This window comes from Flavobacterium sp. RSP46 (assembly GCF_003984825.1).
Taxonomy (GTDB): Bacteria; Bacteroidota; Bacteroidia; order Flavobacteriales; family Flavobacteriaceae; genus Flavobacterium.
In genome coordinates this window covers 1-26,600 of the sequence record NZ_RYDM01000012.1, presented here as the reverse complement: position 1 = coordinate 26,600, position 26,600 = coordinate 1, and the positions used below count along the sequence as shown (strand labels likewise).

General features: G+C 32.7%; 23 protein-coding genes. 14 read left to right on the top strand and 9 right to left on the bottom strand.

The features are described from left to right. The 3 genes from EKM01_RS14370 to EKM01_RS14360 all read left to right on the top strand — a co-directional run. The coding region (locus EKM01_RS14370; protein WP_148108946.1) for a gliding motility-associated C-terminal domain-containing protein at positions 1 to 1,422 on the top strand (1,422 nt) is incomplete at its 5' end. 156 nt (positions 1,423 to 1,578) lie between these two features. Continuing rightward, positions 1,579 to 2,496: a type IX secretion system membrane protein PorP/SprF gene (locus EKM01_RS14365; RefSeq protein ID WP_126768721.1), complete on the top strand. Its 918-nt coding sequence runs from the start codon at positions 1,579 to 1,581 to the stop codon at positions 2,494 to 2,496. Between the two features lie 10 nt (positions 2,497 to 2,506). Beyond that, positions 2,507 to 4,447, top strand: coding sequence for an OmpA family protein (locus tag EKM01_RS14360; protein WP_126768720.1), 1,941 nt, complete (start codon positions 2,507 to 2,509; stop codon positions 4,445 to 4,447). A gap of 82 nt (positions 4,448 to 4,529) precedes the next feature. Here the strand turns inward: EKM01_RS14360 and EKM01_RS14355 are convergent, their stop codons facing one another. After that, complete coding sequence (locus EKM01_RS14355; protein ID WP_126459206.1) at positions 4,530 to 5,198, bottom strand: DUF4294 domain-containing protein; 669 nt, start codon at positions 5,196 to 5,198, stop codon at positions 4,530 to 4,532. Positions 5,199 to 5,281: 83 nt separating this feature from the next. Between EKM01_RS14355 and EKM01_RS14350 the strand changes: the two genes are divergently transcribed. Further along, positions 5,282 to 6,370: a M42 family metallopeptidase gene (locus EKM01_RS14350; RefSeq protein WP_126459203.1), complete on the top strand. Its 1,089-nt coding sequence runs from the start codon at positions 5,282 to 5,284 to the stop codon at positions 6,368 to 6,370. 188 nt (positions 6,371 to 6,558) lie between these two features. Here EKM01_RS14350 and EKM01_RS14345 read toward each other — a convergent pair whose 3' ends face one another. The 3 genes from EKM01_RS14345 to EKM01_RS14335 form a co-directional block, all read right to left on the bottom strand. Further along, positions 6,559 to 7,512 (bottom strand): phosphoribosylaminoimidazolesuccinocarboxamide synthase, encoded by a 954-nt coding sequence (locus EKM01_RS14345; protein ID WP_126577134.1) that lies wholly within the window; start codon positions 7,510 to 7,512, stop codon positions 6,559 to 6,561. Between the two features lie 107 nt (positions 7,513 to 7,619). Beyond that, entirely contained in the window at positions 7,620 to 9,968 is a 2,349-nt protein-coding gene (locus EKM01_RS14340) for a prolyl oligopeptidase family serine peptidase (protein ID WP_126768719.1), read from the bottom strand. Between the two features lie 49 nt (positions 9,969 to 10,017). Beyond that, complete coding sequence (locus tag EKM01_RS14335; RefSeq protein ID WP_126451684.1) at positions 10,018 to 10,830, bottom strand: Cof-type HAD-IIB family hydrolase; 813 nt, start codon at positions 10,828 to 10,830, stop codon at positions 10,018 to 10,020. A 192-nt stretch (positions 10,831 to 11,022) separates the two neighbouring features. Between EKM01_RS14335 and hmpA the strand changes: the two genes are divergently transcribed. Beyond that, entirely contained in the window at positions 11,023 to 12,225 is a 1,203-nt protein-coding gene (gene hmpA, locus EKM01_RS14330; protein WP_126768718.1) for an NO-inducible flavohemoprotein, read from the top strand. An 11-nt stretch (positions 12,226 to 12,236) separates the two neighbouring features. Continuing rightward, the gene (locus EKM01_RS14325; protein ID WP_126740689.1) at positions 12,237 to 12,662 is read left to right on the top strand and encodes an Rrf2 family transcriptional regulator; all 426 of its coding nucleotides are present in this window, start codon (positions 12,237 to 12,239) and stop codon (positions 12,660 to 12,662) included. A 47-nt stretch (positions 12,663 to 12,709) separates the two neighbouring features. Here the strand turns inward: EKM01_RS14325 and EKM01_RS14320 are convergent, their stop codons facing one another. After that, positions 12,710 to 13,660, bottom strand: coding sequence for a PhoH family protein (locus EKM01_RS14320; RefSeq protein ID WP_126451687.1), 951 nt, complete (start codon positions 13,658 to 13,660; stop codon positions 12,710 to 12,712). 183 nt (positions 13,661 to 13,843) lie between these two features. On the opposite strand from EKM01_RS14320, the gene EKM01_RS14315 reads away from it, so the two are divergent. From EKM01_RS14315 to dnaN, 5 genes are all read left to right on the top strand, one after another. Then, positions 13,844 to 14,671 carry an S-adenosyl-l-methionine hydroxide adenosyltransferase family protein gene (locus EKM01_RS14315; protein WP_126768717.1) on the top strand — a complete coding sequence of 276 codons (828 nt, stop codon included), beginning with the start codon at positions 13,844 to 13,846 and terminating at the stop codon, positions 14,669 to 14,671. A 58-nt stretch (positions 14,672 to 14,729) separates the two neighbouring features. Further along, entirely contained in the window at positions 14,730 to 15,026 is a 297-nt protein-coding gene (locus tag EKM01_RS14310) for a putative quinol monooxygenase (RefSeq protein ID WP_126459184.1), read from the top strand. Between the two features lie 68 nt (positions 15,027 to 15,094). Beyond that, the gene (gene gldF, locus EKM01_RS14305) at positions 15,095 to 15,820 is read left to right on the top strand and encodes a gliding motility-associated ABC transporter permease subunit GldF (RefSeq protein ID WP_126514986.1); all 726 of its coding nucleotides are present in this window, start codon (positions 15,095 to 15,097) and stop codon (positions 15,818 to 15,820) included. Next, complete coding sequence (gene gldG, locus EKM01_RS14300; protein ID WP_126768716.1) at positions 15,820 to 17,505, top strand: gliding motility-associated ABC transporter substrate-binding protein GldG; 1,686 nt, start codon at positions 15,820 to 15,822, stop codon at positions 17,503 to 17,505. Before gldF ends, gldG begins: the two co-directional genes overlap by 1 nt. A 103-nt stretch (positions 17,506 to 17,608) precedes the next feature. Continuing rightward, positions 17,609 to 18,727 (top strand): DNA polymerase III subunit beta, encoded by a 1,119-nt coding sequence (gene dnaN, locus EKM01_RS14295; RefSeq protein ID WP_126459175.1) that lies wholly within the window; start codon positions 17,609 to 17,611, stop codon positions 18,725 to 18,727. A gap of 81 nt (positions 18,728 to 18,808) precedes the next feature. Here dnaN and EKM01_RS14290 read toward each other — a convergent pair whose 3' ends face one another. From EKM01_RS14290 to EKM01_RS14275, 4 genes are all read right to left on the bottom strand, one after another. After that, positions 18,809 to 19,699 carry a hypothetical protein gene (locus tag EKM01_RS14290; RefSeq protein WP_126459171.1) on the bottom strand — a complete coding sequence of 297 codons (891 nt, stop codon included), beginning with the start codon at positions 19,697 to 19,699 and terminating at the stop codon, positions 18,809 to 18,811. Positions 19,700 to 19,787: 88 nt separating this feature from the next. Beyond that, positions 19,788 to 21,560 carry a DNA mismatch repair protein gene (locus tag EKM01_RS14285; protein WP_126768715.1) on the bottom strand — a complete coding sequence of 591 codons (1,773 nt, stop codon included), beginning with the start codon at positions 21,558 to 21,560 and terminating at the stop codon, positions 19,788 to 19,790. A gap of 116 nt (positions 21,561 to 21,676) precedes the next feature. Continuing rightward, positions 21,677 to 22,510, bottom strand: a complete 834-nt coding sequence (locus tag EKM01_RS14280; protein WP_126568680.1) for a universal stress protein — start codon at positions 22,508 to 22,510, stop codon at positions 21,677 to 21,679. A 74-nt stretch (positions 22,511 to 22,584) separates the two neighbouring features. Then, a complete protein-coding gene (locus tag EKM01_RS14275) occupies positions 22,585 to 23,415 on the bottom strand; it encodes a universal stress protein (RefSeq protein WP_126459162.1) in 831 nt (276 codons plus the stop codon). Between the two features lie 177 nt (positions 23,416 to 23,592). Between EKM01_RS14275 and mnmE the strand changes: the two genes are divergently transcribed. The 3 genes from mnmE to EKM01_RS14260 all read left to right on the top strand — a co-directional run. Further along, entirely contained in the window at positions 23,593 to 24,981 is a 1,389-nt protein-coding gene (gene mnmE, locus EKM01_RS14270) for a tRNA uridine-5-carboxymethylaminomethyl(34) synthesis GTPase MnmE (RefSeq protein WP_126459159.1), read from the top strand. A gap of 346 nt (positions 24,982 to 25,327) precedes the next feature. Beyond that, complete coding sequence (locus EKM01_RS14265) at positions 25,328 to 25,786, top strand: helix-turn-helix domain-containing protein (protein ID WP_158616106.1); 459 nt, start codon at positions 25,328 to 25,330, stop codon at positions 25,784 to 25,786. 12 nt (positions 25,787 to 25,798) lie between these two features. Then, on the top strand, positions 25,799 to 26,600 hold an 802-nt coding region (locus EKM01_RS14260), incomplete at its 3' end, for a site-specific integrase (RefSeq protein ID WP_148108945.1).

The following is a 26,600-nucleotide window of genomic DNA, read 5'->3' as shown; positions in this document are numbered from 1 at the left end:
CAAATCTGTGAAATTATAAATCCAAACAATTGTGATACTGCCACCGTTAGCGTTACCGTTACTGCGCCTGCTATTGTTGCTAATGATGATGTTTTTTCAATCGAAAATTGTACTTCAGTAGGATTGTTAGGAAGTGTTTTAATAAATGATTCAATAAACGGAAACCCGGTAGTGGCTTCAGCGGTAAACATCTCTTTAGTTTCTGGACTAAATTCAAACATTCAATTGGATAACCTTGGAAACATCAATATATTAAACGGAACAATTCCTGGAACGTACGTTTTAACGTATCAAATATGCGAAAAATCAAACACTGAAAACTGTGATACTGCTGTAATAACAATAATCATTAAAGATAGTACTGCGCCTGTCTTTGCATCATTACCAGTGCAATCAACGATACAATGTAGTACTACTCCTGATTTTGCTCAAGCAACAGCTACTGATACCTGTAGTTCTGTTACACTAACATTTGTTGACGCAACGGTTCAAGGAAGCTGTATTGGTTCCTATACGATAACAAGGACATGGACCGCTACTGATTTAGCAGGAAATGCAACTACTGCTTCTCAAAGGATCAGTGTACAAGATACTAACGGCCCAACCACAACAACTGAGTTTGCATCTAATATTAATGTAAATTGTGATGCTATTCCTTTGAAACCGGAACTTATATTTACAGATAATTGTTCAACTGTTTCCCCCGCACTATTTACTGAAAAAATTACTAACAGCTCTCTTAACTCCTACTCAATTGTCAGAGAGTGGTCTGTTTCTGATTCTTGCGGGAATGTTTCTAAATTTACTCAAATTGTGAATGTAACAGCATCAAATAACGCCACACCAATTGTAAGCTCTGCGTGTAATGGTGACTCTTCAACAATCAATATCTTTAATTTGTTACCCGAGGGAACTCTAATAAATGGAACTTGGACAGATGTTAATAATACTGGCGCATTGCAAGGAAATATCTTATCGCCTTTTGGTTTGACTTTAGGAAACAAAGTTTTTGAGTATCGAATTAATGACGAAATGTGTCCAAAAAGCATCCAGTTAACAGTGAATATTAACGATGATTGTATCGTTTTAGGATGTGGAAACATAAAAGTCCATAATGCTTTTTCGCCAAACGGAGATGGTATAAACGAAGTATTTGTAATCGATAATATTGAAAACACAACTTGCTACCAAGAGAATACGGTTGAAATATATAACCGTTGGGGTGTATTAGTTTTTGAAACAAAAAACTATAATAATCAAACTAATAATTTTGAAGGTATATCTCGTGGAAGAACAACTATTAGTCAATCTTCTGGATTACCTACCGGTACTTATTTTTACATCTTAAATTACAGTGCTATTAATGGGAATGGCAAAGTGGAAATCAAAAAATTAGACGGGTATTTATACCTTAGTAAATAATCTTGAATTAATTTAAAAATCGGAGGATTCTTTTTTGTCCTTCGGTTTTAAAAATGAATTAGCACTATTCTTTAACAAAAATAGAATTGACATTATCCTAAATACCCTTTTGAACCTTTTTTAAATAATTAGTTCAAACAAAATAAAAAAGCAACTATGAAAACAAAAATATTTTTAATCCTATTGATGTTTACAGCATTTACAAGTTATGCACAACAAGATGCTCAATTTACACAATATATGTACAACACAATCAATATCAATCCGGCCTATGCAGGATCTAGAGGAGCATTAAGTATTTTTGCTATGCACCGCACGCAGTGGGTGGGTTTAGATGGTGCTCCTGTAACAAATGTAGCAACGATTAATACACCGCTAAATAATAACAATCTAGGTTTAGGAATTTCTTTTATCAATGATAAAATTGGTCCCACCAATGAAAATACTATTTCTGCCGATTTTTCATATACCATACAAACCTCAGAAACATTTAAACTTTCTTTTGGCATAAAAGGTACCGCAAATTTATTCAATTTGGATATATCTAAATTAAATCCTGTAGATGCTTATCCTGTAGACCAAAGTATACAAAATATTGATAATAAGTTTTCTCCAAATATTGGTACAGGTGTTTATTTACATTCGGATAAAGCGTATGTAGGTTTTTCTATTCCTAACTTTATTGAATCAGACCGCTATGATAATAATGAAGTTGCCATATTCAAAGAAAAAATAAATTATTATTTAATTGCAGGATATATATTTGATTTAAATAGAACCATAAAATTTAAACCCGCGGTTCTGTCAAAATTTATTGAAGGTGCTCCTCTTCAAGTCGATATTTCAGGAAACTTTATGTTTAACGAGAAATTTGTCGTTGGTATTGCCTACAGATGGAGTGCTGCACTTAGTGCTATGGTTGGTTTCCAAATTTCTGACGGGATGTATATAGGATATGGGTATGACAGGGAAACCACTCGATTAAACAACTATAATTCTGGCTCGCATGAATTTTTCTTGCGCTATGAAATCTTTAAAAATAATGGTAAAATTATAACTCCAAGATTCTTCTAAAAAAATTAGTATGAAAAATAATATACTCCTTTATACAATTGTAATAACTGCTTTATCTATTCATGGATACTCACAAAAAGGGGAAGTTACTGTAGCCGACAAAAAATATGACAACTATGCCTACATTGATGCCATAAAAACCTACGAAAAAGTAGCCGAAAAAAAATACAAATCGGCTGATATGTTTAAGAAATTAGGAAATTCTTATTACTTTAATGCAGAGTTAGAAAAAGCAGCCAGATGGTATGGAGAGTTATTTGCAATGAATACTATCGATTTAGAACCTGAATATTATTTTCGTTATGCGCAGTGCTTGAGATCCATTGGTCAAAATCACAAAGCCAATGATCTATTAGAACTATTCAATCAAAAATCTGGAAACGATAGCCGCGGCAAGATTTTTATGAAAAATGTAAATTATCTTGACGCAATCAAAGCAAATTCCGGAAGATATAAAATCGAGGATGCTGGAATAAATTCTATATATTCCGATTACGGTACTGCATTTCATGCAAATGAAATCGTATTTGCATCGGCAAGGGACACCGGAAGTGTAGGCCAAAGAAAACATAAATGGACAAATCAATATTTTACCAATTTATATACTGCCAATTTAGGGGAAAATAGGAATCCGGGAAACCCTCTCCAGTTCGATACCCATATAAATTCTAAATTTAACGAGTCTACTCCTGCTTTCACAAAAGATGGAAAAACCATGTACTTCACCCGTAACAACTATCTTGATGGAAAAAAAGGAAAAGATGCTAATAAAATTACTTTAATAAAAATATATAAAGCCACTTTAGAAAATGACAAATGGTCTAATATAACCGAACTTCCTTTTAATAATGATAATTACAGTACGGCTCATCCTACACTAAGTCCAGATGAGAAAACATTATATTTTGTCTCGGATATGCCCGGAACTATAGGTCAATCTGATTTATTTAAAGTAATAATACACAATGACAAAAGCTTTGGCACTCCAGAGAATTTAGGTGCTGTGATAAATACTGAAGGTAGAGAAACATTTCCGTTTGTAAATGATGAGAACGAAATATATTTTGCATCAGACGGCCATCCTGGCTTAGGAGGTTTAGATGTTTTTGTTGCCGCTATAAATCCCAATGGAACTTTTGGTGAGGTACAAAATGTGGGGGCAGATATTAATTCTCCAAAAGATGATTTTGCCTACCTAATTGATACAAAATCAAGAAAAGGTTTTTTTTCTTCCAATAGAGATGGTGGTTTAGGATATGATGATATTTATAAATTTTCAGAACTGAAAAAAATTATTTGCCAACAGTTATTATATGGTGAGATCACTGATATTGCTACAAAAGAATTCCTTCCGAACACTAAAATTACTCTATTTGACAATCATTTTAACATTGTAAATACAACCCTTTCAGATGATAAAGCTAATTATTTTTTTCCTGTTGAATGTGGTAAAACATATTACGTAAGGGCTCAAAAACCTGAATATACTGCAAAAGAACAAAAGATTACAATAGCTGATGAAAATGGAAAGACATACGTACCAATCGCATTAGAAGATGCAAAGTGCAAAGTAACCATAGGGGATGATTTAGGTAAATGTTTTAATATAAAAATGATTTATTTTGATCTGGATAAATCAAATATCAGGCAAGAGGCAGCTTTTGATTTAGAAAAAATATTAGATGTTTTAAATCAAAACCCAACGATGAAGCTTGATATTCGTTCTCATACAGATAGCAGACAAACGTTCAAATACAATGAAGCGTTATCTGACAGAAGAGCTAAATCTACTATTAACTGGCTGATAAAAAATGGAGTACATACAAGCAGATTAATTGGAAAAGGATATGGTGAAACCCAACTGGTAAACAAATGTGTAGACGATCTAGAGTGCACTGAGGAGGAGCATCAACTTAACAGAAGAAGTGAATTTATTATTACTGATTTATAAAAAAAATTATCAAAGTAGCTCCTACACTGCTAACTATGCTGCAACATTATCTTTATAGAAATAGGAACACAAAATGATGGTATTATTTAATTGCCCTGCTAACCCAAGCATCGTTCAAGCTGTCATAATTAATAGGCTGTGCCGGAGTTTGATTTTGTAATCTTCCTGAATCAAATCCTCGTACTAGTATAGTTTCTATTAAATAATCCTCGTTGACATAGTAGGGTTCGTATTTTGTTTTTAGATTAATGTCAAACATGCTTGCTGCAGTATTGGACCAAAAAGCTTTCCAGCCACTTTTAAGGTTTTTTACTAACTCATAAGTGGTAGTGCCTGTTTGACGGTGAATTAACTTTACCAATATTTGACCTTGTTTACGAGATAGCTTTTTAAGTTTAGCTTCGAACTCCTCACTCAAATAACTTTCTACTATCTTAAAGTATTTTTTTTTCTCCTTATTTGTTTTAAGGTTTGCCATTCCTTTATTAAGAATCGTCAATCGCTCCGAAGCTAGTTTTGCATAAGGATACGTTTTATAAACCCGACTTTGAAGTAATAAAAATTGCTTTCTTGCTTCGGGATCTGTTTTTCCTTTGTATATTATTATTTCTGGTAATTGAATGGTGTCATTAAGAATCAATTCGTCATCTTCTAACTCATGCCCTATTTTTGTAGTATCCTGCGGCATTACCTGTGCATTAACAGACAAAGTTATCAATAGAAAAAACAACAAAAATTTAATTAGCTTCATATTAGGAAAGTTTAATTGCCAAAATTATACATTATATACGCAACTGTAATGCCAAATTTATAATTTAGCAAAAAAATAATTTTATGAGCACAAAATCAATATTAAACAAGTCGTCACTTGAGTTTTTAGAAAACTATCTTAATAATGCCTCGCCTACCGGTTATGAAAGTGGTGGACAAAAATTATGGATGGATTATTTAAAACCTTACGTTGATACTTTTATAACAGATACTTACGGCACAGCGGTAGGAATTATAAATCCGGATGCACCTTATAAAGTAGTAATTGAAGGTCATGCAGATGAAATTTCATGGTACGTAAATTACATTACAGACGATGGATTAATCTACGTGATCAGAAATGGTGGTTCCGATCACCAAATAGCACCTTCAAAGCGCGTCAATATTCATACTAAAACAGGAATTGTAAAAGGTGTTTTTGGCTGGCCTGCTATTCATACACGAATGAGAGACAAAGAAGAAGTAGCTAAAGTTAACAATCTATTTATTGACATTGGTTGTGAAACCAAAGAACAGGTTGATAAAATGGGCGTTCATGTAGGTTGTGTGATTACCTATCCTGATGAATTCATGATTTTGAACGAAAATAAATTTGTTTGTCGCGCGATTGATAATCGTATGGGTGGGTTTATGATTGCCGAAGTGGCTCGTTTGCTACACGAAAACAAAATAAAACTTCCTTTTGGATTGTATATTACGAATTCAGTTCAGGAAGAAGTAGGGCTTCGCGGTGCCGAAATGATTACCAAAACCATCAAACCGAATGTAGCGATCGTAACCGATGTTTGTCATGACTCTACTACTCCAATGATTGAAAAGAAAATTGAAGGAGATACAAAAATTGGTAAAGGTCCTGTAGTTACTTACGCTCCTGCTGTTCAAAATAATTTGAGAGAATTAATTTTAGAAACCGCCATGGCAAACGAAATTCCGTTCCAAAGATTAGCTTCATCTCGTGTTACGGGTACTGATACCGATGCTTTTGCGTATAGTAATGGCGGCGTAGCTTCTGCATTAATATCGTTGCCGTTGCGATATATGCACACCACGGTTGAAATGGTGCATCGTGACGATGTTGAAAATGTGATTAAATTAATTTATGAAACCTTATTGAAGTTAGAAAACGAAGAAACATTCTCTTATTTCAAATAGTTTTAGGAGCTAATCCCGCTATCCGTTTTAAATGAAATTCACTGAACTCAAATAAAAATAAAAGTATAGTGAAGTAATCTTTTCCTTTTTAAAGTAAAAAGGAAAAGGATTTCCACTTTTATCGGGGCTAAAAACCGCAATTCAAAATTATGAATTGCGGTTTTGTATTTTACTTTTAGTGTAAATAATTATCTATTGACTAAATATTCCAAGACATTTTTCTCGATTCTTTCGTCTATAGTACTGATGTCTGCTTTTACAAATTTCTCTCCCAAGATATTTTCATACAATTCAATATATCTTTCAGAAACTGTTTGAATATATTCATCCGTCATATTAGGAATTTGTTGTCCTTCTAATCCTTGAAAACCATTTTCGATTAACCAACGACGAACAAACTCTTTCGATAATTGTTTTTGTTCCTCACCTTTGTTTTGGCGTTCCTGATATCCTTCAGCATAAAAATAACGAGAAGAATCCGGCGTATGAATTTCGTCAATCAAGACAATTACCCCTTCTTTGGTTTTTCCAAATTCATATTTGGTGTCAACCAAAATCAAACCACGACTGGCTGCAATTTCAGTTCCCCTTTGAAACAAATCTCTCGTGAATTTCTCTAAAACCACATAATCTTCTTCAGAAACAATTCCTTTCGATAAAATATCCTCACGAGAAATGTCAGCGTCATGTTCGCCATTATCCGCTTTGGTAGTCGGAGTAATAATAGGTTCCGGGAATTTATCATTTTCTTTCAAATAGTCAGGCATTGAAACTCCGCAAATTTCTCTTTTGCCAAGAGCATATTCTCTGGCAGCATGACCAGAAAGATAGCCCCGAATGACCATTTCTACTTTAAAAGGGACACATAAATGCCCTACCGCCACATTAGGATCAGGAGTTGCAATCAACCAGTTAGGAACAATATCCTGCGTCAGCTCCATGAATTTAGTAGCAATTTGGTTTAGAATCTGACCTTTATATGGAATTCCTTTTGGCAAAACTACATCAAAAGCCGAAAGCCGATCCGTAGCTACCATTACCAAAAGTTCATCATTGATATTATATACTTCTCTTACTTTACCGCGGTAAACAGATTGCTGGTTTGGAAAATTAAAATCAGTAGTTGTGATGGTGTTGCTCATTATACTAGTTGTGTGTGTTTATTTTTATTCTTGCAAATTTAAAACTATTTCATATAGTTTCGCAAAGAAAAGAACGGAACTATTACATTTTATTTTTATCTGTAAAACTATTTTTTAAGCAACGTCTCGTTGAATAAATTTAAGATTCGGCTGTATTCATCAACCCAGGAATAGGTTTCTTTAAAACCATGAGCTTCAACGGGAAAACTAGATAAGCTCCATTTTTTCTTTCCTAATTCGATAAAACGCTGAGACAAACGAACAATATCTTTATATTCAACATTGTCATCTACCATTCCATGAAGCATTAATAAATCGCCTTGTAAATTATCTGCAAAATAGATTGGAGAACTTTTCTTGTAAGCATCTGGATCCGTTTCCGGAAAATTAAGAATGTTTCCGGTGTAGCCATGATTGTAATGCGCCCAATCTGTAACGGAACGCAATGCAGCTCCAGAAGCAAACTCTTTAGGCGTAGTCAACATTCCCATCAACGTGATGAAACCGCCGTAAGAACCACCATAAATCCCAACTCTTGTCGCATCGATTCCATGATTTTCAACTAGGTATTTCTTTCCGTCAATTTGATCTGTTAAGTCCTTCCCGCCCATAAAACGGTAAATTCCTGTTCTAAAATCACGCCCATATCCATCGCTGCCTCGATAATCAATATCTAAAACAGTATAGCCTAAATCGACCAATAAATTATGAAACATGTATTCTCTGTGGTAGTTACTCCAATAGTTATGGGCGTTTTGCAAATAACCGGCACCATGAACAAACAAGATAGCTGCTTTATTCGCATTGGTAGTTTGCGGCTTATACAATCTCGCATTTACGGGAGTTCCATCCTGCGCTTTGAAAGTAATCACTTCCGGTTCACGCCAAGAATATCCTTTGAAACTTTCCGATGTTGAAGCCGTTATCTGATTTAAGTTTGTATTCTTTTTATTAGGCGCTACATACAATTCCCAAGGTTTATTTTTATACGAGTAACGAATCAATAAGGTGCTTTCGTCTGGAGACAAACTCACTTCATGAGCACCATCTTTAGTCAAAATTGGCTGTAAAACCATATTTGCCACTTCTAATTTATAGAAATTTCTGTTTCCGGGATGCGTGGTTGTTGTGGTTAAATAAAAAAACTTTTTATCTTTTGCTAAACTCACGTTGCGCACTTCCCAATTTCCTTTAGTCAGTTGAGTTTTCTTTTTTGATTTTAAATTATAGCTGTACAAATGCGAATAACCAGTTTCTTCGGATTGAAAATAAGCAGTTTCATTGTCTCCCAAAAATCCCAGCGTTCCTCTTCCATACGAATTAGAAGGAATTCCGGGCCCGCCAATCCACGCTTCATCATGTTGATGGTCTAATTCCTGAAAAGTTCCTTTCTCTAAATTTAAACTGACAATCCATCGGTCTTTATTGTCCTGGCTTCGTATTTCACTAATTGCATACGAACCATTTTCATTGTAAACAGGTTCCTGAACTACAATCAATTTATTCTTTTTTTCTGTAGTTTTTGATTTTTCATACCATTCAAAATACTTAGGAACATCCTGAATATGACTTAATGTTGAAAAATTTACGAAATAAACAGAATCTTTAACAATGTTATAGACTCCAAATTTAGTTGCCAACAAATTATCTACAGAAACTTTCTCCTTTGTATCTTCAATTTGGTTGTAGCCATCAGCAGTTATGAAAAGTTCCATTTTTTCACTTTTACGTTCTGAATCTTCTATTAATCTGAAGGTGGCAAAGTTTCCTTTTGGATCCACTTTTAAGCTTCCAAAGATATTTTTTCCATAATAATAAGGCTTTGGAAAATCAGATTTTGTAGTTTTTGATTTTGCCAAATTCCATTTTTTCAGTGCTTCCTGATCTCTGACAAATTGGAATAATTCTGCTTGTTGGCTTTTCAAAAAAGATTCTTTATCTGTGGCTTTCTCATCTGATTTTCCTTTACGAAAGTTTGTGATTTGAATGATAGAACCTTCATTGGTATTGAACTGAAAAAGATTTTCATTTTGCCTGAAATAAAGCACTCCTGGTACAGAACCCATTTGCAAATTAGCAATCGGGCTGCTTTGTTGGTAAAGTTTTTTCGAGATTTTACTTTTTACAGCATACGAAAATAATCTTCCTTTATCGATGTAATAATATAAATCTGGATTAGTTGTTTTTTTAAAATCTAGTTTTGAAAAAGCAGCTTCATCTGGAGAAGCTAATTCTGGTTTTGTTAATCCATTTTTCCAAAAATAAGTACTTGTGCCTAACTCATTGTTTGGATTCCAATCAAAATACACTTTCTGACCATCTAAAGACCATCTTTCATTTTCAGGGGAAACACCAATAAAAGTGTTGCCTTTCATGATTTCTTCCAGTTTTAGCGTTTGACTTTGAATTGTTATGAAAAATAAGATACAGATAACGAAGATTATTTTTTTGTTCATTTGGTTTTAGTTTTTTTTGAAAATGGGAAAATATGGTTAGTTAAAAACATTAATTATTCAATAATTCCTGCGCTATATATTTGGCGACTCCGTCATTATCATTAGTTAAAATTACCTCTAAATGAGACAATTTATTTTTCAAACTATCAGGTGCATTCCCCATCACTAAACCTTTACCGGAAGAATTAAGCATCTTTTCATCATTGTAGCCATCACCAAAAGATAGTGCTTGCTGAAAAACAAAATTTTCCAGTTCCAAAATTCTGGCAATCGCAACACTTTTATCTACGGATTTGTCCATAAATTCCAGGCAAAGCGGAAGACTAAAAGCATGGCTAAAAAGTCCGGTATGATTTTCTAAAATTTGATCTCTTAATTCGATTAATTTTGAATGTCGATCGTGCGTAAAAAATACTTTTATAGCACTCAAATCCTCTAAGTTTTCAAAATCAACGAGTTCTGGATGATAATTTACTTCTGGTTGAAACTCATTTAATTTTTCATTGTGCTTGTTCGTTTGCCAAACATTTTCTCTGAATAATACGGTTGTAATTTCAGGATCAATATCTAAGGACAAGACGGATTTAACGGCCTCACTTTCCATATTATAAGAAAAAATCAGCTCTTTTTCAGGAGAATGTATCCGTGCTCCATTTGAAGTGACTAAATAAACAGGAACATCCAATCCTGCTACAATAGGCATTGCATCCAGATGATGACGACCAGTTGCTATAATTATTAGGTAATTTTGATTATGGAGTTCTTGAAAAACAGTTTTGGTGTATTGGGATATTTTGTGATCTGAGTTGAGTAACGTTCCGTCTAAATCGCTTATTACGACTTTTATTTTTTCTTGTAGCATCTTTCGGTTTTCACTGTCATTTTTAATATTTCCAAATTTATTCAATTTTAAAGAGAAACGCAAAAATTTATAAAAAGTTTAGGTTAACCTTTCTTGACGATATTTTGATAAATATAGCTATTTATTTGTTGTATTTTAAATACAACAAATAAAAAATGATTGCTATCTTTGTAAAAAATAAATTTCAATACCATGAATGCAAGTCAAAAAGAATTAATAAAAGCAACTGTGCCAATTTTAAGAACAAATGGAAATGATTTGATAACCTATTTTTACCAAAGAATGCTATCCAATAATCCAGAGTTGAAAAACATTTTTAATATGGCAAATCAAGCTAGTGGAAAACAACAAAATGCTTTAAGTGGAGCTGTACTTGCTTATGCTGAAAACATAGAAAATCCTACTGTTTTGATCAATACGTTAAAATCAATTGGAAATAAACATGTAAGTTTAAATATTCAACCAGAGCAATATGATATTGTTGGAAACCATTTAATCGGATCGATAAAAGAAGTCTTAGGTGATCTCGCAACAGTAGAATTAATTGAAGCCTGGACCTGTGCTTACAATGAATTGGCTCAGATAATGATTAGTATTGAAGCTGAAATGTACCAAAAAACAATTAATAAAAAAGGAGGATGGAATGGCTGGAGAAACTTCATAATCTCTAAAATTGTAAAAGAAAGCGACGAAATTAATTCATTTTACCTTAAACCGGAAGACAACAAAGAAATTGCTGATTTCTATCCGGGTCAATATATATCTGTGAGTACGTATATTCCTGAATTAGGTCATAAACAGCCTAGACAATATAGTCTGTCGTCTTATTCTAATAATGAATATTATAGAATTTCAGTAAAAAAAGAAATTAGTCAAAACACATCTCCCGATGGTATTGTTTCCAATGCTTTACATAACAAAAAGGAAGGTGACAGTATCGAAGTTAGTGCACCAGCGGGGGTGTTTTTTGCAGATCCAGACGCAAAAAATCCTTTAGTACTGGTTAGTGGAGGTGTTGGACTTACTCCTATGATGAGTATGGTTGAAACCAATAAAAATTCACTTCAAAAAAATAAAACAGTTTGGATTCACAGTTGTCGCAACGAAAATGTTCACGCGTTTAAAGATACTATCGAGGAATTAAACAACGAAAATGAGTGGTTAACTTCTTTCGTTTTTTATGAAACTTTGCCCGAATCAGAAACAAATGCTATCGAAGGAAGAATTGATTTGCAGCTAATAAAAGAAGAAATCCTTATTGAGGATGCAAAATATTATATTTGCGGACCGGCTATTTTTATAAAAGTTCAATATCAATCTTTGGTTGCACTTGGCGTAAATAGAGAAAATATTCTGTATGAAGAATTTGGCCCTCAATTATTAAGCCTTAATTAGTAAATTTTAATATGAAATTGAATCACTTTACCGATTTTAGTATGCGCGTTTTGATGTATCTAAATCAAAAAAAAGATACTCCACAAAGTTCTCTAGATGATTTAGCGACTACATTTAAAATCTCGCGAAACCATCTTATAAAAGTGGTTCAATTTTTATCGGCAAATCAATTAATTCTCACCAAAAGAGGAAAAAATGGCGGAATAGTGATTTCTGAAAAAGCAAGAGAAATTCGATTAGGCGATATGATTCACCTATTGGAACAAGACGATACGCCCATCGTCAACTGCGATTCAAAACCTTGCATCTTTCAATCACACGATTGCAAACTAAAATCATTGTTCAATACCGCTTATCAAGCTTTTATTGAAAGTTTAAATCAGTACACACTTTCTGATGTAGAATTCAAGAATTGGAGTGCTATGTTTCAGGATTAATAAAAAAAATTACAAAAGGAGGCTTTTTCACAAAGCCTCCTTTTGTTTTAATCATTATTCTCAATCATTTTGTAGGCATCAATTACTTTTTTAACTAATCGGTGTCTCACAATGTCTTTATCATCCAGATAAATGATTCCGATTCCCTCAACGTCTTTTAAAACCAATAAGGCTTCTTTGAGTCCGGATATGGTTCTTCGGGGTAAATCGACCTGACCTGGGTCTCCAGTAATCATGAATTTAGCACTTTTTCCCATACGAGTTAGGAACATTTTCATTTGAGAATGCGTTGTGTTTTGGGCTTCATCCAAAATTACAAAAGCATTATCCAGTGTTCTACCACGCATAAATGCCAATGGTGCTATCTGGATAATTCCCTTTAAAATATAATCTTCCAGTTTTTCGTTGGGTAACATATCGCGTAAAGCATCGTAAAGTGGTTGCATATATGGATCTAGTTTTTCCTTCATATCTCCTGGAAGAAAACCAAGGTTCTCCCCTGCCTCTACCGCTGGTCTTGTCAATATAATGCGTTTGACTTGCTTTTCTTTTAGCGCTTTCACTGCCATAGCAACTCCGGTGTACGTTTTTCCTGTACCGGCAGGTCCTACTGCAAAAACCATATCATTTTTTTCCATGGTATCCACCAACAATTGCTGATTGGGAGTCATAGGTTTGATGATTTTACCACCTACACCATGCACTAAAATTTTATCCTGTCCTTGAAATTTTTTGTCTTCCTGAACATCACCACGAATAACACGCTCGATTACATTATTATCAATGTTATTGTATCTTGAAAAGTGCACCATTAATCGTTGAAAACGTTTTTCAAAGTCGTCTAAAACTTCTTTTTCACCAAAAGCTTTTAAGGTTGTTCCCCGGGCGACAATCTTTAATTTTGGATAATATTTTTTAATTGTTTCAAGATGAGTGTCTTGAGCGCCCCAAAAGTCTGTTGGAGCGATGTCTATGAGCTCGATTATTCTTTCGTTCAAATGAGGTTGTTTTTAAATTAAATTAAGTAAATCAATAAATTTGTTATCAATGCGAATAATTGTAGTATTAATTTGAATTTGTCTTTTGTTTTTTGCTTTTTTGAATTTACTATTATTAGCTTTGCGTTTCTCAAATTTAATGAAAATTAGGTTTACAAAACACCAATAGTTATAAACAAATTTATGTCAATAATTACCCTAACTACCGATTATGGCTTGAAAGACCACTTTGTAGGTGCGCTGAAAGGGAAAATTTTGTCTGAGTATTCCGAGGCATTAATTATTGATATTTCACATGATATTGATCCATTCAACACGTTAGAAGCCAGTTATGCAATTAGTGCCTCATATGCTAGCTTTCCAAAAGGCACGGTTCATCTCATAGGTGTGGATATAGAAGCCAATAAGGAAAACCAACATATTGTGATGCAATGGAATGATCATTATTTTATTGCTGCTGATAATGGTATTTTAAGCATGCTTTCGCAAAAAATTGTTCCGCAAAAAATGGTGGCAATCAATATTCATGATCGTTTACCGAGTGATGCGGCTGATCTTGATGTGTTTGTAAAAGTAGCCTGCCATTTAGCCAAAGGGGGTTTGATGAACGTCATTGGTAAAGAAATGCACACTATTAAGCAAGTTACAAATCTGCAAGCCACTATTTCGGATGATGGGAATTCATTAAAAGGTCATGTGATTTACATTGATCATTTTGGGAATGTAATTACAAATATCACTAAAAAATATTTTATTGAAGTCGCCAAAGGAAGGGCGTATGAAATTGTTTTGAAAACTAAAAATATCAAAACAATTTTGCCCAATTATTCCGCAATTGCCAGTTCCGATAAATATCCGATTAAATCGTATGAAGGAGAAAAATTAGCCATTTTCAATGAAGCCGGTTTTCTTGAAATTGCAATTTTCAGAAGCAATCCTTCTAAAGTAGGTTCAGCGAATAGCTTATTGGGATTGAATTATAGAGATATAATAAATATAATATTCAGATAGCAGTGTTCAGTAATCAGTTTAAAAATCTAAAATCTTTAATCTAAAATCATAAATCTAAATGTTTGTACGAATAGTAAAATTGAGTTTTCACGAGGAAAATATTCCTGCTTTTTTAGAAAATTTTGAATTAATGAAAGATAAAATACGAAATGCGCCCGGTAATCGTTTCTTAGAATTGTATCAGGACAAAAACAACAAAAGCATTTTCTTTACCTATAGTTATTGGGAAACCGAAGCCGATTTAGAAAATTACAGGAATTCTGAACTTTTTTACGATGTTTGGACATTCACCAAGAAATTATTCAACGACAAACCAGAAGCGTGGAGCGTGGATAAATTAGTTACTTTGGTTTAAAGTTTTTTAGTTTAAAGTTGAGCAACGTTAAACTAAAAAAACTTTAAACTTTAAACAAAAAATAAAACATGAAATCAATAGTTTTACGAGAGATAAAATCCTTTTTCGGTTCGCCCATCGGCTACTTAGTTATTGCCATTTTTTTAATTATTAATGGATTGTTTCTTTGGGTTTTCGAAGGAGATTATAATATTTTGAATACCGGATTTGCTGATTTGACTCCGTTTTTTACCTTAGCGCCATGGATTTTGATATTCTTGATTCCTGCAGTAACCATGCGCAGTTTTTCGGATGAAAAAAAGCAAGGAACATTAGAATTATTACTGACGAAACCATTGAGTATTTGGCAAATTGTAAATGGAAAATTTCTTGGTGCTTTACTTTTAATTGTCATGGCAATTATTCCAACCTTCATCTATGTAGCCGTTATTTCGAGTTTAGGAATGCCGGAAGGCAATATTGATATGGGAAGCACAATTGGTTCTTATTTTGGATTATTATTCTTAATTGCAGCCTATTCTGCCATTGGGATATTCACTTCAACATTGTCGGATAACCAGATTGTGGCATTTATTATTGCCGTATTTTTATGTTTTTTCTTCTATTTTGGGTTTGAAGGGTTAGCTGCTGTTGTTCCAAATGTATCTTCCATAATCGCGTCATTAGGAATGCAAGATCATTTCAAAAGCATGAGCCGAGGCGTATTAGATACCAGAGATATTCTTTATTTTACCAGTATAACCGTTGTCTTTCTTTCATTTACTGTTTATAATCTAAAATCTTTCAAATCGTAATGACTACTTCTAAGAAAAACAACCTAAAATCAGTATTGATTGTCCTTGTCCTTGTAGTTCTTGCGAATGTCATAGGAAATTCCTTTTTTCATCGTTTTGATTTAACAAAAGACAACAGATATACTCTTTCTCCTACTTCTTTGACTATCGTAAAGCAAGTCCAAAATCCGTTGTCTATAAAAGTATATATGCAAGGTGATTTACCGGCTGAATTCAAGCGTTTACAACAAGAAACAAAACAATTACTGGAAGAATTTCAGGCCTATAACTCCAATATTGTTTTTGAATTCGTAGATCCATTGGAGAATGATGACACCAGCATGGACAATATTAAAGACTTGTATCGAAAGGGGCTTACGCCAATAAACATAACCGTTGGCGACAAAGGAAAGCAATCACAAGCGATGGTTTTTCCTTGGGCCACAGCCGTTTATGACAATAAAGAAGTTAATATCCCCTTGTTGAAAAACATTATGGGTGCGTCAACTACCCAAAAAGTCATTGGATCTGTTCAGCATTTGGAATATTCAATTGCTGAAGGATTGAATAAAATTACCAAAGCCAAACAAAAGAAAATTGCTGTTATCAAAGGAAACGGTGAATTGCAAGATATCATGATGGCTAAATTTCTTTTGCAAGTGCGCGAAAGTTACCATATTGGTCCTTTTACTTTAGATTCGGTTGCCAAAAATCCGATTGGAAGTTTAGAAGCTTTAGAAAAATATGACTTGGCAGTTATCGCTAAACCAACTGAAACGTTTACCGATGCGGAGAAACAAGTTTTGGATCAATTTATCATCAACGGGGGAAAAACATTATGGTTGATTGACCAAGTTACGGCTGAAATGGACAGTTTGTACAATGCTTCAGGAGCTACTTTAGCGTATCCAAGAGATCTAAATTTAAATGATATGTTCTTTAAATACGGCATCCGAATCAATCCTGATTTAGTAAAAGACGAACAGGGAAGCCCCATAAAACTAGCCACTGGAGAACAAGGAAGTGCGACACAATTTCAGGAATTCAACTGGAAGTTTGCGCCACAAGTGTATCCAAATAGTGTACATCCGATAGTTAAAAATTTAGGTGGAATCAAATTTGATTTTGCGAATCCAATCGATACTTTGAAAAATGGAATTAAGAAAACTATTCTGTTGGAGTCGTCTCAATATTCGAAAAAAATAGGAACTCCAACAGAGATCAACCTGAATAGTGTTGCCGAAGAAACTTCGCCAAATGATTACTTGAACAAAGGAAAGATTCCGCTTTCTGTTTTATTGGAAGGTTCGTTTCGTTCTATGTTTGAAAATCGAGTGTTACCATTTAAACAAAAAACATTTCAAACGACAGGAAAAGAGAACAAAATGATTGTGATTTCGGATGGAGATTTGATAAAAAACCAATTGGATAAAAACTTTCAACCCGTAGAATTGGGTTATGACCAAAGGTCTGGAAATTTGTATGATAATAAAGATTTCCTGATAAATTGCGTGAATTATTTACTCGATGATACAGGACTTATTAACATTCGAAGCAAAGATCTTGATTTACCTTTATTGGATAAAGAAAAAGTTTATGAAAACTATACCCGAACACAAATCCTAACTATCGGGCTTCCAATTCTTATTTTGGTACTTTTTGGGATCTTATTTACTTTTCTTCGAAAAAGAAAATACAGCAAATAGATGTTAATAAAAAAGTTTCGAAACTAGAATAGTTTACGATATATTTGTAAAATGTAACGTATTTCGAATTTAGAGAAATACCTTAAAAAATAAAACAAAACAGATGAAATTTATAGTATCGAGTTCGTACTTATTGAAGCAATTACAGGTTTTAGGTAACGTTATCAACAGCAGTAATACTTTGCCTATTTTAGATAATTTTTTATTTGATTTAGACCATAATGTGCTAACAGTTTCTGCTTCTGATTTAGAGACAACCATGTCTGCTACTTTAGGAATTGATTCAGAAAGTAAAGGAAGCGTTGCTGTGCCTGCAAAATTACTTTTGGAAATCCTTAAAACGTTCCCTGAACAACCCTTAACTTTTACAGTTGAAGAAAACAGTACGATAGAAATCAGTTCTAATTCTGGTAAATATGCTTTGGCTTATGCTCCTGGAAATGAATTTCCAAAATCGGTTAACTTAGACGACCCATCTGTAACGCTTGTTCCTGCTGATGTTTTGGCAACTGCTATAAGTAAAACTATATTTGCGGCCGGAAACGATGATTTACGTCCGGTAATGTCTGGTGTATTTTTTCAGTTTTCGCCACAAGGATTGACATTTGTTGCAACTGATGCACACAAATTAGTAAAATATGCGCGTACCGATGTAACCGCCTCTCAGGTGGCTGATTTCATCATGCCAAAAAAACCTTTGAATATCTTAAAAAATATTCTTGGTACTTCGGATGCTGAAGTAAAAATTGAATATAACGATTCGAATGCTACTTTTTCTTTTGATAATTATGTTTTAATGTGTCGTTTGATTGATGGAAAATATCCAAATTACGAAGCAGTAATTCCAAAAGAAAATCCGAATAAATTAATGATTGACCGTTCTCAATTTTTGAGTTCTGTACGTCGTGTTGCTATCTTTTCGAATAAAACTACACACCAGATCCGTTTGAAAATAGCAGGTGCTGAATTGAATGTTTCTGCTGAAGATATTGACTATTCAAACAAAGCCGAAGAAAGATTGACTTGTGATTATCAAGGTGATGATATGCAAATAGGGTATAATTCTCGTTTCTTAACTGAAATGTTGACTAACTTACAATCGGATATGATTATGCTTGAAATGTCATTGCCAAACAGAGCCGGAATTCTAACTCCTGTTGATGGATTAGAAGAAGGTGAAACGGTAACGATGCTTGTAATGCCAGTAATGTTGAACAGTTAATTCAATTTAAAATACGCTATTAACCAAACCATTTTTATATTTAAAAAACCGTCTCGATTAATTACGAGACGGTTTTTTTGCTTATTCACTATGAATAAAATAAAACTTTGTATTTCCTTTTTTTATTGATTCTTTCGCATCTTTATGATTTTTTTCAAATGTTTCTAAATTAGTTCCTTTACAAATTCCATAAGAATAATGATATTTTAGAATTTCAAGATCTTTCGTTCCAAATTCTTTTTTATCTGATTTACAAATTGAAAAGTAACTATTGCAATCTGAATAATCTAGTTCTTGATAAAAATAACCTAAAGATCGTATAAAATTAACTTTCAAAGTAGTTAATATCTGCTCTTCATTTAGATTTTTTTTTGCGTTAATTTTTAATGAGCAACTATAAATATTTTGTTTGTTATTCCATAAAAGATAATATCCGTCATTCCCTTTAATTCTTATATCTAAATTGACATCATTGGTATCGTCTATAGAATAAATTAAATAGTTTGATTTTTCTTTATCTTTTACCACTGTAATTTTTAGTGAATCAATTTCGTTATCAAGATAATGAATAAATTTACTAAGCTTTTTACTATTATATTGGCTAACTGATTTGTCAAAATAAATTTTTACTTCATCTTTCCAAATTTTCATTCTTGGTTTTAATCTCTCTTCTTTTTTTTGATATTTTTTATTGAAAACTAATTGTTTATAGCGTTCTAAAAATATAGAATCTTTTTCTTCATACAAAACTTTTACTCCTTTCTCATCATATCCATTAATAATGATTAATGTATCACTCTTGACAATATTAAAACCAATTGAATCTATAACTTTATTACCACTTTTTTTCAATGATTTATAATTTTTGTATTCCATGTAAATAACTTTACTATGCAAATTCAACTGATTGTGCTGAGAAAAAATTGCCGAGGTGAAGGCAAATAACAAAAATACACATATATTTTTTTTCATAAATTTTATCTTTCTTTTGAATTATGAAAGTAATAATTTAAATTAATTCATTTTATTTTTTTTAATATTTTTTTAGAAAAATGGATTTTTAAATCACTCCCATTTTCTTCATCAGGAAAGTAGCACTTCTATTTTTACAAATTCCGTCCCGAAGTTTGTAATCAAAATGGAGTTCATCATTGATAATCTCTACTTCAAAACATTTGTTGGTTAATATATTTGGATATTCATTGGTTGTCAGGCAAACTTCGATATCGTGCGTTGCAATAGCTCCAACGGCTTTCTTACCAATTACTTTTTTGACCACTTCAATTGTTCCGTTGCGTTTATCATCTGAATTGGTACCACGTAATATTTCGTCCAATAAAACAAATGCCGGTCTATTTTCCAATTCGTCCATAATCTGCTTTAAGCGTTTGATTTCGGCAAAGAAATACGATTCGCTATCGGACAACGAATCAGATAATCGCATGGAAACTAAAACGGGTAACGGATGTACACTAGCCTGACGAGCACAAACCGACGAACCTATTCCTGACAAAACCATATTGATTCCTAAACTTCTTAGAAAAGTACTTTTACCGGACATATTAGAACCTGTTAAAATCATAAACGATTCGGGATGAAAACGCACGTCATTTCCTACTCTAGTTTTTTCATTTAATAAAGGATGGCTTAAATCCTTGAAATCTATTTCGAAATTACTGTTCAATGTTGGATATACAAACTCCGGATTATTATACGAAAAATTGGCCAAACTGTTCAACATTTCGAATTCACCAATAACTTCCAACCAATTTTCTAAAGCTTGGGCATGATCTTTTTTCCATTGAATTAATGATTTTAAAACATGTAAATTAAAAAGGAACGTTCCATTGAATACGATAGCCGTAACAAAATTTGAGATACTGTCCATATTAGAAAACAAACCGGCTAACTGTTTCAAATGCACGCTGGCATTTTCTTTTTTGAACATTAATTTTTGCTGTAAATCGATTAATTTTTTCGACTGAAAAGATTCATTTTCTATTTTTTGCAACAGTAAACTATATTGATGAATGGTTTTATCTATATTCGTAGAATTAGCAATTTCTGCCTGGATACGCTTCATAAACCGACCCAAAACAATTAAATTAAATACAAATAAATACGATAAAACTGAAGCAAAAACAGTAGTCGAAGTTACTAAATAGGCAATCAAAACTCCCAGAAAAAGAAGTGGTGAAAAATAAGAAATGAAAACACTCATTTTAGCCAAGGGCGTACTATTAAATGTACACCACTTGAGCAGAGTCTCATAATTCGATTGATTGTCATTGCTTATTTTGGCGAAAGCCAAAAATTCCTGACGCCAGTCTAATTTTTTGGTTAATTCTTTTACCGCTTGATGATTTCTAAGAATCTCTTCATTGGGCAAAATTGATAAAAGCTGGTTTGCGAATGTTTTTTTACCAATAAAAGTAGCGGTTCTATTCAAGTTTTGGAACAAAGAATGCTCGCCAAAAATATCTAAATCATAGGCATACGGATGGTGAAAATCATTGAATTCCTGTCCGTTTTCAAAAGGGATTTTATTTCTTTCCAGGTAGGAAATTTCATTTTCATTAATATCAAGTAAGGCTTGATTGACATGTTTTTCGAAAACTAATTTAGAATGAATGCGCATAAATACTACGAATAGTCCAAAAAGAAAAATGGCGGCAATTATGAAAATAATTTCGCTGTTTTTGATGTAGTAATAAATAGAAACCAAAAAAAGTACAATAGAAAGAAGTCTTAAAATACTTATACTATTGTACTTTTTATTGATTGCTGTCAATGCTGTTGAAAAGCGTATCTTTTTTGCTTTGTATATTTCCATAATTCAATTAATGAATTGCAAATATAACGAAATAGATTACTTTGAAGGCTAAATTAAAAGGCAATGGCGATGCCGCACTATATAGAATTCAAGATTTCAATTGAATTAAAACTGAATCAATCAATAGGAATCGCTAAAATTGGGATATCAAAATTCGTAGCTATTTTTTTTGTTAAACTAGGTTTGAAAATCCCTTCAAAAAAACCTCTTTTATACGTAAGCATAGTCAGTACATCAATTTCTTTGTACATTATAAAATCCAGAATTGTTTCTTTGACTTCGTCACTATTGATCACAAAAAACTCAACGGGTTCATTAATAAATTCTTCCTCCCAAGCAGTTACTGTATCATTTGAAACATCGGAATCACTAGTTTTTACATACAAGCATTTTACTTTAGCTTTCGTTTTTTTAGCGATATCTAACACCATTTTCAATGCTTTTTTATCTTTAGTTCTAAAACGGGTTGTAAATCCAATAATTTCTGTTTTTTTGAATTTTGCTTCTAACGGAACACACAACATAGGAATATCTATTCCAGAAATAACAGCACTTGTATTGGTACCCATAAAAAAAGCTTCCCATCCTGTAGCTCCTGAAGTACCCATGATCACAAAATCTATTTTATCTTCTTTAATTGATTTTTTAATATTATAAAGCAAATTCCCATCCATGAGCCTATGAGACATTTTTATTTTGTCCAAATGCCGCTCATCGGCTATGGCGCGCAATTTTGGGATTTCATCTTTAAACATATCAAATTGAGCTAAGGCCAAGGAATCATAAATGACGGCGTAATTTTCGGGAAAAAACTGATTGTCATAAATGGGCAATTCAAAGGTGTGCAATAAAACGAGTTCGCCCTGAACTATTTTTGCAAATTCTAAAGCATGTACAAAAGCATTAGTAGCCACTTCAGAAAAGTCGGTTGGAAATAGAATTTTTTTCATTTTATCTTTTATTAAAATAATTGATTTACTAAAATAAATTATTGGTGTCTTTACGTAGTCAAATCAGAATATTTTTATTCATGAATAGCAAGAATGGGTACATTGATATGAAATGCTAATTTTTTTGAAAGACTAATTTCGAAAAGTTTCTCAAAGAAATTTCTGTGATACACATGCATTGCAATCAAATTAATTTTATGCAAATCGATAAAATTTAAAATAATTCCTTCTACATCTTCTCCTTTAATGGAGTAAAATGTAACTCCATTATTTTCTACTAATACCTTCCAATCTTCTCTACTGTCCTCTTTAACTTCATGATGCGGAGACTCGACACGCAGGCAATCAATATGTGCTTGAAATATTTTGGACAAAGACAGAACTCTTACAAAAGACCCTGTGTCCTCCAATTTATATTGCGTAATGAACAGTATTTTTTCAATAGGATGATATGTACAATGCTCCGGTATTGCCAAAACTAATGCTTTGACATCATTCATTACTTTTGTGGCTATCGTACCGAAAAAAGTTTCCTTTATACCAGTGGCGCCTTTAGTACCCATAACTACGAAATCAAAATTTTCATTCTCGGTTATTTTTTTAATTTCGGGAACCAAATTTCCCAAAATCAAAACATGGCTTATTTTGATATGACCTAAATTATTTGCTTCCGCAATTTTTCTTAAAAGTGGCACTTCATCTTTATAATTTTCAAAATTACTGAGTTCTGTAACCTCATAAATTTCATGTAAATACTTAGAAACATTAACATAATTGGCTTGTGAAAATTGGTACACATGCATTGTAACTATTTCAGCATTAATAGATTCTGCCAATTTCAATGCATAGATAAACGCATTTTTAGACACTTCCGAAAAGTCGGTAGGAAATAAGATTTTCTTCATACTATAGTTAATTTATTGCAAATTAATTATTTATATAAATTTACAAAACAAAAAACAAAATAGTATGATAATTATCACTTTGGCTAATTTTTAACAAAAAATAACCTTAATGGTTTACTACAAGAGACTTGTAGCCATGTCAAATTTACTTACTTTTACACCAAATTGACTTTAAATATGATACCTCACGATTCCATAGTGGCACTGGCAACTCCTTCGGGAGCGGGTGCTATAGCCGTAATTCGGATTTCCGGACAAGATGCCATTGCTATTGGAAATTCTGTTTTTAAATCCATCAAAAACAAAGAATTAACAACCCAAAAAACGCATACGTTACATTTAGGGCATATAATGGATGGTTCCAAAACTTTGGATGAAGTCCTGGTCTCCATTTTTAAAGGACCAAATTCCTATACTGGCGAAAACACGATCGAAATTTCCTGTCACGGTTCTACTTATATACAACAACAAATTATTCAATTATTGCTTCGAAAAGGCTGTCGAATGGCAGATCCTGGCGAATTTACGTTGAGAGCATTTCTAAACGGAAAACTGGATTTGTCCCAAGCAGAAGCTGTTGCCGATTTAATTTCATCAGATAATGAAGCTTCACACCAAATTGCAATGCAGCAAATGCGTGGCGGTTTCTCTAATGAAATAGCAAAATTAAGAGAAGAACTCTTGAATTTTGCATCACTAATCGAACTCGAATTGGACTTTGCCGAAGAAGATGTAGAATTTGCTGACCGAACCCAATTTCATGAATTACTGAACCGAATCGAATTTGTCCTAAAACGATTAATCGATTCATTTGCCGTAGGAAATGTGATTAAAAACGGAATTCCTGTAGCTATTGTGGGCGAACCCAATGTAGGTAAATCGACACTTTTGAATGCTTTATTGAATGAAGAGCGCGCCATTGTTTCGGAAATTGCGGGAACGACACGTGATACCATTGAAGATGAGTTAGTGATTGGCGGCATTGGTTTTCGATTCATTGATACGGCTGGAATTCGGGAAACGGAAGATGTGGTAGAAAGCATCGGGATTCGTAAGACTTTTGAAAAAATTGAACAAGCGCAAGTTGTCGTTTTTCTATTTGACAGTTCCGAGTTTAAAGTTTCTGGTTTAAAGTTAAAAGTGGAACTGGAAAAAATTAAAAACCAGTTTCCGTTGAAACCTCTTGTAATCATTGGTAACAAAGCCGATAAATTAGAAGAAAGTGAAATAGGAAATTTGAAATCAGAAATTCCTGAAATCTTACTGATTTCTGCAAAAGAGAAACTAGGCGTTGAGGATTTAAAAAATCAATTACTTTCATTTGTCAATACCGGAGCATTACGAAATAATGAAACAATTGTAACGAATACCAGACATTACGATTCCTTATTAAAAGCGTTAGATGAAATACAAAAAGTAAAATTTGGTCTTGAAACGAACTTGTCCTCCGATTTGATGGCATTAGATATTAAGGAAGCTTTGTACCAATTTGGAATGATTACGGGACAAGTAACTAATGACGAATTGTTAGGGAATATTTTTGCTAATTTCTGCATCGGAAAGTAAAACACCAAATCAAATTACGCGAACCCAAACAAAATCCTTTATTTTAAAGGGTTTTGTTGTTTTAATTTTTACTGAAAAACAAATAAAATATCGATTATTTGCCTTTTTTTGTACCGATAGTGTACCTCATTAAAAAAAATAATTATCTTTGAATAAAAATTAGGCAAATTATGTCCCTTAATTCCACTTAATTCTTTTAAAACCTTTTATAACCTATTTATTACGTGAGCTAATGAGTTCCAATTTAAGTGTAAATCGAGTATGTGAGTATTGCAAAAATCAGTTTGTGGCTAAGACTACTAGAACCCGATTTTGCTCTATGATCTGCAATAGCAGAAACAATAAAATGCTAGTTCGTAATTTAAAAATTGAAAAGAGCAATTCGGAAACACAATCTAAAGTAAATGAGAAACCCAAAGAAAAAATAGAAGAAATTAAAAATAAAGATTTTCTAACTGTCAAAGATGCTTCCCAATTATTGAATATATCTTCAAAAACCATTTATAGATTAATTGAAAGAAATGAAATAAATTCTTATAATTTTTCCGCACGAAAAACACTCATAAGAAGAAAAGATATAGATTCCTATTTTGACAATAATTTAAAAGAAATACAGAAAAATTTAGAAAGCCCAGAAAACGAAATAAATCTCAACAATTCTTATACTATCCAAGAGGTTCAAGAAAAATATAATATCTCAAGTGCAGGGTTATATAATCTTATCATTAGATTCAAAATACCAAAGAAAAAACAAGGCAAATTTACTCTTGTAAAAAAAGAGGACATCGATGCCATATTTAAATAAAAAAAAAGAATTATGGCAAATGTTACCCTCCGAAAAAAAGTAATTACAAATAACAAATTTAGTTTGTTTTTAGATTATTTCCCTCCAATTATAAATCCAAAAACTGGAAAACCAAGTAGACGAGAATTTTTAAAACTTCAAATCTATGCAAAGCCAAAAGACGATTTTGAAAAAATTCACAATAAAACAACGCTAGAACTAGCAGATTTAGTTAGAGCCAAAAGACTGACTCAAATTAGGGACAGAGAATTTGGCTTTAAAGAAAATGTAAATTTAGATATTGATTTTATTGAATTTTATCAAAACATCGTAGACGATTATGAAAACAAAGGAAGTAAGTCCAATTATTTTAGCTGGAAATCCTCTCTTGATTATTTCAAAGTATTTGCTGGAAATGAATTGCAAATCAAGTTACTTTCAACAAATCACATCAAAAATTTCAGAGCGTTTTTACTCGACACTCAAAATTTAAGAACCAAAAAAGGAAAACTATCTATCAACACTGCATCCTGTTATTATAAAAACTTTATTTCAGTATTAAAAAAAGCAAATAAGGAAAACTTGATTACAAATAGCCTAGTTAGTGACGCGGTTTTCATAAAAGAAGAAGAAACCTATAGAGAGTATTTGTCCGAAGAGGAACTAAAAACGCTTTGGAAAATTGAAATAAAATTAGAGATTGTAAAAGATATGGCAATATTTTCTGCATTAACAGGACTCCGTTTTATTGATATAAATGGAAAAACCGGTCAAATTGACCACCCAATTCCAGTGCAAATTGACCACCAGTTCCGGAGTAAACTGACCACCCTAT

What these genes read in the sequence shown, in the direction of transcription:
- EKM01_RS14335 (WP_126451684.1), bottom strand. Translation starts at nt 10,830, where the DNA reads ATGCTACAAGAAAAAATAAAAGTCGTAATAAGCGATTTAGACGGAACG.
- dnaN (WP_126459175.1), top strand. Translation starts at nt 17,609, where the DNA reads ATGAAATTTATAGTATCGAGTTCGTACTTATTGAAGCAATTACAGGTT.
- EKM01_RS14285 (WP_126768715.1), bottom strand. Translation starts at nt 21,560, where the DNA reads ATGGAAATATACAAAGCAAAAAAGATACGCTTTTCAACAGCATTGACA.
- EKM01_RS14340 (WP_126768719.1), bottom strand. Translation starts at nt 9,968, where the DNA reads ATGAACAAAAAAATAATCTTCGTTATCTGTATCTTATTTTTCATAACA.
- gldG (WP_126768716.1), top strand. Translation starts at nt 15,820, where the DNA reads ATGACTACTTCTAAGAAAAACAACCTAAAATCAGTATTGATTGTCCTT.
- EKM01_RS14355 (WP_126459206.1), bottom strand. Translation starts at nt 5,198, where the DNA reads ATGAAGCTAATTAAATTTTTGTTGTTTTTTCTATTGATAACTTTGTCT.
- EKM01_RS14275 (WP_126459162.1), bottom strand. Translation starts at nt 23,415, where the DNA reads ATGAAGAAAATCTTATTTCCTACCGACTTTTCGGAAGTGTCTAAAAAT.
- hmpA (WP_126768718.1), top strand. Translation starts at nt 11,023, where the DNA reads ATGAATGCAAGTCAAAAAGAATTAATAAAAGCAACTGTGCCAATTTTA.
- EKM01_RS14365 (WP_126768721.1), top strand. Translation starts at nt 1,579, where the DNA reads ATGAAAACAAAAATATTTTTAATCCTATTGATGTTTACAGCATTTACA.
- EKM01_RS14315 (WP_126768717.1), top strand. Translation starts at nt 13,844, where the DNA reads ATGTCAATAATTACCCTAACTACCGATTATGGCTTGAAAGACCACTTT.
- EKM01_RS14325 (WP_126740689.1), top strand. Translation starts at nt 12,237, where the DNA reads ATGAAATTGAATCACTTTACCGATTTTAGTATGCGCGTTTTGATGTAT.
- EKM01_RS14280 (WP_126568680.1), bottom strand. Translation starts at nt 22,510, where the DNA reads ATGAAAAAAATTCTATTTCCAACCGACTTTTCTGAAGTGGCTACTAAT.
- EKM01_RS14345 (WP_126577134.1), bottom strand. Translation starts at nt 7,512, where the DNA reads ATGAGCAACACCATCACAACTACTGATTTTAATTTTCCAAACCAGCAA.
- mnmE (WP_126459159.1), top strand. Translation starts at nt 23,593, where the DNA reads ATGATACCTCACGATTCCATAGTGGCACTGGCAACTCCTTCGGGAGCG.
- gldF (WP_126514986.1), top strand. Translation starts at nt 15,095, where the DNA reads ATGAAATCAATAGTTTTACGAGAGATAAAATCCTTTTTCGGTTCGCCC.
- EKM01_RS14290 (WP_126459171.1), bottom strand. Translation starts at nt 19,699, where the DNA reads ATGAAAAAAAATATATGTGTATTTTTGTTATTTGCCTTCACCTCGGCA.
- EKM01_RS14310 (WP_126459184.1), top strand. Translation starts at nt 14,730, where the DNA reads ATGTTTGTACGAATAGTAAAATTGAGTTTTCACGAGGAAAATATTCCT.
- EKM01_RS14360 (WP_126768720.1), top strand. Translation starts at nt 2,507, where the DNA reads ATGAAAAATAATATACTCCTTTATACAATTGTAATAACTGCTTTATCT.
- EKM01_RS14265 (WP_158616106.1), top strand. Translation starts at nt 25,328, where the DNA reads ATGCTAGTTCGTAATTTAAAAATTGAAAAGAGCAATTCGGAAACACAA.
- EKM01_RS14350 (WP_126459203.1), top strand. Translation starts at nt 5,282, where the DNA reads ATGAGCACAAAATCAATATTAAACAAGTCGTCACTTGAGTTTTTAGAA.